This window comes from Corallococcus sp. 4LFB, assembly GCF_046520365.1.
Taxonomy (GTDB): Bacteria; Myxococcota; Myxococcia; order Myxococcales; family Myxococcaceae; genus Corallococcus; species Corallococcus caeni.
In genome coordinates this window covers 1-5,563 of sequence record NZ_JBKGHJ010000516.1, presented here as the reverse complement: position 1 = coordinate 5,563, position 5,563 = coordinate 1, and the positions used below count along the sequence as shown (strand labels likewise).

Annotated in this window: 6 protein-coding genes; 5 read left to right on the top strand and 1 reads right to left on the bottom strand. The window is 66.4% G+C overall.

Annotated elements, in window-relative coordinates:
* Nucleotides 1–49: 49 nt before the first annotated feature.
* Genes ACLEQD_RS35670 through ACLEQD_RS35650 form a run of 5 tightly spaced genes read left to right on the top strand, consistent with a single transcriptional unit; the run spans nt 50 to nt 4,674 of the window.
* Complete coding sequence (locus tag ACLEQD_RS35670) at nt 50–865, top strand: SCO family protein (protein ID WP_410390277.1); 816 nt, start codon at nt 50–52, stop codon at nt 863–865.
* Nucleotides 862–1,908: a cytochrome c oxidase subunit II gene (gene coxB, locus ACLEQD_RS35665; protein WP_410390275.1), complete on the top strand. Its 1,047-nt coding sequence runs from the start codon at nt 862–864 to the stop codon at nt 1,906–1,908. The genes ACLEQD_RS35670 and coxB overlap by 4 nt, the downstream gene beginning before the upstream one ends.
* Nucleotides 1,892–3,568: a cytochrome c oxidase subunit I gene (locus ACLEQD_RS35660; protein ID WP_410390273.1), complete on the top strand. Its 1,677-nt coding sequence runs from the start codon at nt 1,892–1,894 to the stop codon at nt 3,566–3,568. The genes coxB and ACLEQD_RS35660 overlap by 17 nt, the downstream gene beginning before the upstream one ends.
* A complete protein-coding gene (locus tag ACLEQD_RS35655) occupies nt 3,561–4,223 on the top strand; it encodes a cytochrome c oxidase subunit 3 family protein (protein ID WP_171421749.1) in 663 nt (220 codons plus the stop codon). Before ACLEQD_RS35660 ends, ACLEQD_RS35655 begins: the two co-directional genes overlap by 8 nt.
* A gap of 10 nt (nt 4,224–4,233) precedes the next feature.
* The gene (locus ACLEQD_RS35650; protein ID WP_410390271.1) at nt 4,234–4,674 is read left to right on the top strand and encodes a cytochrome C oxidase subunit IV family protein; all 441 of its coding nucleotides are present in this window, start codon (nt 4,234–4,236) and stop codon (nt 4,672–4,674) included.
* 101 nt (nt 4,675–4,775) lie between these two features.
* Here the strand turns inward: ACLEQD_RS35650 and ACLEQD_RS35645 are convergent.
* Nucleotides 4,776–5,563, bottom strand: a 788-nt coding sequence (locus ACLEQD_RS35645; RefSeq protein ID WP_410390269.1) for a DUF481 domain-containing protein, incomplete at its 5' end; no start/stop codon positions are given.

Below are 5,563 nucleotides of genomic sequence, written 5' to 3'. Positions count from 1 at the left end.
CTTCCCGCACTCCTCCGCCCGCGCCGCCGGGCTCCTCGCGGCGCTCGCGCTGGTGCTCACCAGCGCCACGCCCGCGTTCGCCCTGCCGGGTGGAGGCAGGACGCCCCGCGCCATCGTGGAGGCGGACTCCGACCTGCCCCCGCCGGTGACGGGCGTGGACGTGGAGGAGCACCTGGGGGAACCGCTCCCCCTGGAGACGCGCCTCGTGAACTCCAACGGGGAGGAGGTGCGGCTGGGCACGCTGCTGTCCAAGACGCGCCCCACCCTGCTCACGCTCGTGTACTACGAGTGCCCCATGCTCTGTAACCTCGTCATCAACGAGCAGGTCCGCGTGATGCGCGAGCTGGGCCTGGAGCTGGGCAAGGACTACGAGGCCGTCACCGTCAGCATCGACCCCAAGGACACCCCGGCGCAGAGCGCCGAGCGGCGTCGCAAGTATCTGCAGTCCATGGGCAAGCCGGAGACGGCTCCGTGGCACTTCCTCACCGGCACCGACGAGAACATCCACAAGCTCGCCGACGCCGTGGGCTTCAAATACACGTATGAACCGAGCACGAAGCAGTACGCCCACCCCGCGGTGGTCACCGTGCTCACGCCGGAGGGGAGCATCTCCCGCTACCTCTACGGCACGTCGTTCGACCGCAAGGACGTGAAGCTTTCGCTGCTGGAAGCAGCGGGCGGTCGGGTCGGGACGAGCGTCGATCGCATCATCATGTCCTGTTTCAAGTATGACACCGCCACGCGGCGGTACGGTTTCTACATCTTCGGGTTCATCCGCCTGGGCTCCCTGGCTGTCTTCGGCGCCCTGGCCACGATGCTGATCTATTTCTGGAGGCGCGAGCTGAAGAAAGGCGCGACTACATGAGCGACCTGGCCAACCAATTCCTGTTCCTCCCGGAGCGCGCGTCCACGTTCGCGGAACGGGTCGACTTCCTGCACTACTTCGTCGTCGGCACGACGATGGTGATGTCCGCGGGCGTCGGCCTCGCGGCGCTCTTCATGTTCTTCCGCTACCGTCGGCGGGAGACCCACCAGCACACGGAATACGTGGTGCCGGACCTGAAGACGGAGTTCCTCTTCGTGTCCGTCCCGCTGGTGTTCTTCCTGGCGTGGTTCGCCATCGGGTTCCGGGACTTCACCTGGTACACCACCCCGCCCAAGGACTCGATGGATGTCTACGTCATGGGCAAGCAGTGGATGTGGAAGTTCTCCTATCCGGAGGGCCCCAACGGCGTGAACGTGCTGCACGTGCCGGCCCACCGCCCGGTGCGCCTGCTCATCACGTCCCGCGACGTCATCCACTCCTTCTACGTCCCGTCCTTCCGCATCAAGATGGACGCCGTGCCGGGCCGCTACACGCAGGCCTGGTTCGAGGCGACGAAGCCCGGCACGTACCAGGTGCTCTGCACCGAGTACTGCGGCCTGTCGCACTCGAAGATGCTGGCGGAGGTCGTCGTGCTCGCGCCGGAGGACTACGAGAACTGGCTGAAGGAGCAGCAGCGCGGCCGCCTGCAGGACCGGCAGGACGCGCTGGCGGACACGTCGCTCGTGCCGCCCGTGGCCCGCATGGCCGAGCAGGGCCAGAAGCTGGTGGGCACGCAGGGCTGCCTCAAGTGCCACTCGGTGGACGGCTCGAAGCACATCGGCCCCACCTTCCTGGGCCTCTACGAGCGCAACGAGAAGCTCGAGGACGGCCAGGACATCCGCGTGGATGAAGCCTACATCACCCAGTCGATGATGGACCCGGGCGCGCACATCGTCGCCGGCTACCAGAACGTGATGCCGACCTACCAGGGCAAGCTGCAGGGCCCCGAGTCGGCCGCCATCGTCGAGTACATCAAGACGCTGCGCACCGCGAACGTGCGCGAGACCGCTTCCGAGGGCCCCGCCTATGACCCCATCCAGTAGCATCGCCGCGCCGGGGGCCGTCCCCGGCCATGAGGCGCACGACGACCACGGCCACCACCCGAGCTACCTGACGGACGGCACCACGGTGAAGTCGTGGCTGCTGACGGTGGACCACAAGCGCATCGGCATCATGTACATGGCCTGGGTGCTGCTGTTCTTCCTGGTGGGCGGCATCTTCGCGCTGCTCATCCGGATCGAACTGCTGACGCCCGGTCCGACCATCATGGACGCGATGACGTACAACCGCGTCTTCACGCTGCATGGCATCGTCATGATCTTCCTGTTCATGATCCCTGCCATCCCGGCCATCTTCGGCAACTTCATGCTGCCGCTGATGCTGGGCGCCAAGGACGTGGCGTTCCCCCGCCTGAACCTGCTGTCGCTCTACGTGTACCTGGCCGGCGCGGGCTTCGCGCTCTGGGGCATGCTCAACGGCGGCCTGGACACCGGCTGGACGTTCTACACGCCGTACAGCGCGCACACGACGACCACGGTGGCGCCGGTGCTCTTCGGCGCGTTCATCATCGGGTTCAGCTCCATCCTCACGGGCATGAACTTCATCGTCACCGCGCACACCATGCGCGCGCCGGGCATCACCTGGTTCAAGATGCCGCTGATGGTGTGGGCGCTCTACGCCACCAGCTGCATCCAGGTGCTGGCGACGCCGGTGATTGGCCTGCTGCTCTTGCTGGTGACGGCGGAGAACCTGTTCAGCCTGGGCATGTTCGACGTGGCCCGCGGCGGTGACCCGGTGCTCTTCCAGCACCTGTTCTGGTTCTACAGCCACCCGGCCGTGTACATCATGGTGCTGCCGGCGTTCGGCGTGATGAGCGAGATCGTCTCCACGTTCAGTCGCAAGAACATCTTCGGCTACCGCGCGGTGGCGTACTCGAGCGTGGGCATCGCGTTCGTGGGCTTCTTCGCCTGGGGCCACCACATGTTCGTGTCCGGCCAGTCCACCTTCAACGCCGGCGTGTTCGGCGTGCTGTCCATGCTGGTGGGCGTGTTCACGGCCATCAAGGTCTTCAACTGGGTGGGCACCGTCTACAAGGGCGCGGTGGAGTTCAGCACCCCGTTCGCCTACTTCTGCGGCTTCCTGTTCTTCACCGTGTTCGGTGGCATGACGGGCATCGCGGTGGCGACGGTGTCCCTGGACGTGGCGTGGCACGACACCTACTTCGTCGTGGCGCACTTCCACTTCATCATGGTGGGCGCGACGATCATGGCCTTCCTGGCCGCGCTCCACTACTGGTTCCCGAAGATGTTCGGGAAGATGTACCACGAGGGGTGGGGCTTGGTGTCCGCGGCGCTCATCATCCTGGGCTTCAACGCGACGTTCATCCCCCAGTTCCTCGTGGGCAACGCGGGCATGCCGCGCCGCTACTACGAGTACCCGGAGCGCTTCCAGGCGCTGAACGTAGCGTCCACGGCGGGCGCTTCGCTGCTCGCGTTCGGGTTCATCATCATCGCGATGTACCTGACGTACGCGCTCATCTACGGCGAGCGCGTGGACAACCCGTGGAACAGCAAGGGCTACGAGTGGCTGACGATGTCCCCTCCGCCCACGCACAACTTCATTGGCCCGCAGCCGACGTATCCCGAGGAGCCGCACTTCTACGTGGATCCGAAGAAGGCCGAGGGCGAGGTGTCGGATGTCTAGCGCGCACGTGACGCCGGGCTCGGTGCCCGGTCCCAAGCTGGCCGCCCACTTCGCGTCGCTGGAGGTCCAGAAGCACGCGGCGCGGCTGGGCATGTGGCTGTTCCTCGCCACGGAAATCCTGCTCTTCGCCGGGCTCTTCGCGTGCTACGCGGCCTACCGCTTCCTGTTCCCGGAAGCGTGGGCGGCCTCCAGCCGCAGCCTGGACCTGACGATGGGCACCATCAACACGGTGGTGCTCATCACCTCCTCGTTCACCGCCGCCATGGCGGTGCACTACGCCAAGGAGGGGAAGAACAAGATGGTGGGGCACATGAACGTGCTCACCCTCCTGATGGCGATGGGCTTCCTCGTCATCAAGTTCTTCGAGTACAAGCACAAGTTCCACATCGGGACGCTGCCGGGCCGCTACTACTTCTACGAAGGCATCCAGCTGCCGGGCGCGCCGCTGTACTTCACGGTGTACTTCGCCTCCACCGCGCTGCACGCGCTGCACGTCGTCATCGGCATGACGGTGCTCGCGTTCGCCACGGTGCGCGCGTACCGCGTCGGGGACTTCAGCGCGAACAACTACACGCAGGTCGAGCTGGGCTCCATGTACTGGCACCTCGTCGACCTGGTGTGGATCTTCCTCTTCCCGATGCTGTACCTGGTCTGAGGGTTACGACATGGCCATCGCCAACGAATCGCATCAGGAAGAGCAGAACATGCAGGAGCACCACGGCGCCGGGCGCTACGTGGTCATCTGGATTGCCCTGCTGGTGCTGACGCTCGTCACGGTCTTCACCGGCCGCATGCACCTGCCCAGCTTCGGCCTGCTGCTGGCGCTCGTCATCGCCAGCGTGAAGGGCACGCTGGTGGCGCTGTACTTCATGCACCTGTCGGAGCACCAGGGCGCCAACCGCCTGGTCTTCGGTGTGTCCATCATCTTCGTGGTCCTGCTCATCGGCTTCTCGCTGATGGACCTGGGCACCCGCTTCCGGCTGGCCAACCCCCCGGGGTCGCAGTACAGCGACCTCCAGGCGGTGGACATCGGCGCGAACCCGGCGGAAGGCCGCCACGGCGGGCACCAGCAGCTCCAGAAGCAGGGACACGAAACGCACGAGTAGTCCCCGCTTCCTCGCGGTCCCCTGAAGCACGAACGCGGCGCCCGGGTTTCTTCCCTGGCGCCGCGTCGCTTTTGCGGGCGGTGTGCCTCGCGGGGTGGGGACTACAGGGCGACGGTCAGGTTGAAGGAGAGCGCCGTGTCGGTGGACACCTTGCCCGGGGGCGGGGCGCTGTCGGACTTCACGAGGAAGCCCACGCCCAGGGCCAGCGCGTCGGTGAGGTTCGCCATCACCTGCGTCTGGCTGCTGAAGAGGATGCGCGAGTCGCTGATGACGCTGACCAGGATCTCCGCCTCTTCCTGGAAGGTGATGTCCTTGGAGACGCCGTAGCGGAACAGGGCGCCGAAGCGCGGACCGCCCAGGTCCACGTCCGGCAGGTCCATGCGCTCCGGGTAGTACTGGAAGCGCGTCTCGCGGGCGTAGCGGAAGGCGAAGTCGGTGCGCAGGATGGTCTCGCGCACGCTGGCCTTCTCATCCCGCTTGGTGTCGAACCAGAAGATGCTGGCGCCGGCTTCACCGTAGGGCCGCGCCTCGATGCTCTTGATGTGGTCCGTGTCGACGCCGGTCAGCAGGTAGCCGCTGATCTCCTGCGTGAAGCGGCGGTCCCCGCGCAGCTCGACGCCGGCGTTGAGGGCCACCACCTGGGACAGGGACTCCACCTCCCCCTCCACCTGGGGCGGGCGGCTGCGGCCGTACGCACCGTAGGCCTTCACGGAGTAGATCCAGTGCTCCGTCTTGCGCAGCGCGCTCGCCAGGCCACTCACCGTCAGCGTGGACGCGTTGCCCGTGAGGGAGATGAGGCTCAAGCCCACGCTGACGTCCCAGACGCTGGGCTTCGCCGGGGCCGCGGCGGCGGCTTCGGGGCGGGCGCGGGGGCGGCGGGCGAGTCGGG

Excerpts from the sequence above, each read along its gene's own strand:
- ACLEQD_RS35655 (WP_171421749.1), top strand. The coding sequence starts at position 3,561 with ATGTCTAGCGCGCACGTGACGCCGGGCTCGGTGCCCGGTCCCAAGCTG.
- coxB (WP_410390275.1), top strand. The coding sequence starts at position 862 with ATGAGCGACCTGGCCAACCAATTCCTGTTCCTCCCGGAGCGCGCGTCC.
- ACLEQD_RS35660 (WP_410390273.1), top strand. The coding sequence starts at position 1,892 with ATGACCCCATCCAGTAGCATCGCCGCGCCGGGGGCCGTCCCCGGCCAT.
- ACLEQD_RS35650 (WP_410390271.1), top strand. The coding sequence starts at position 4,234 with ATGGCCATCGCCAACGAATCGCATCAGGAAGAGCAGAACATGCAGGAG.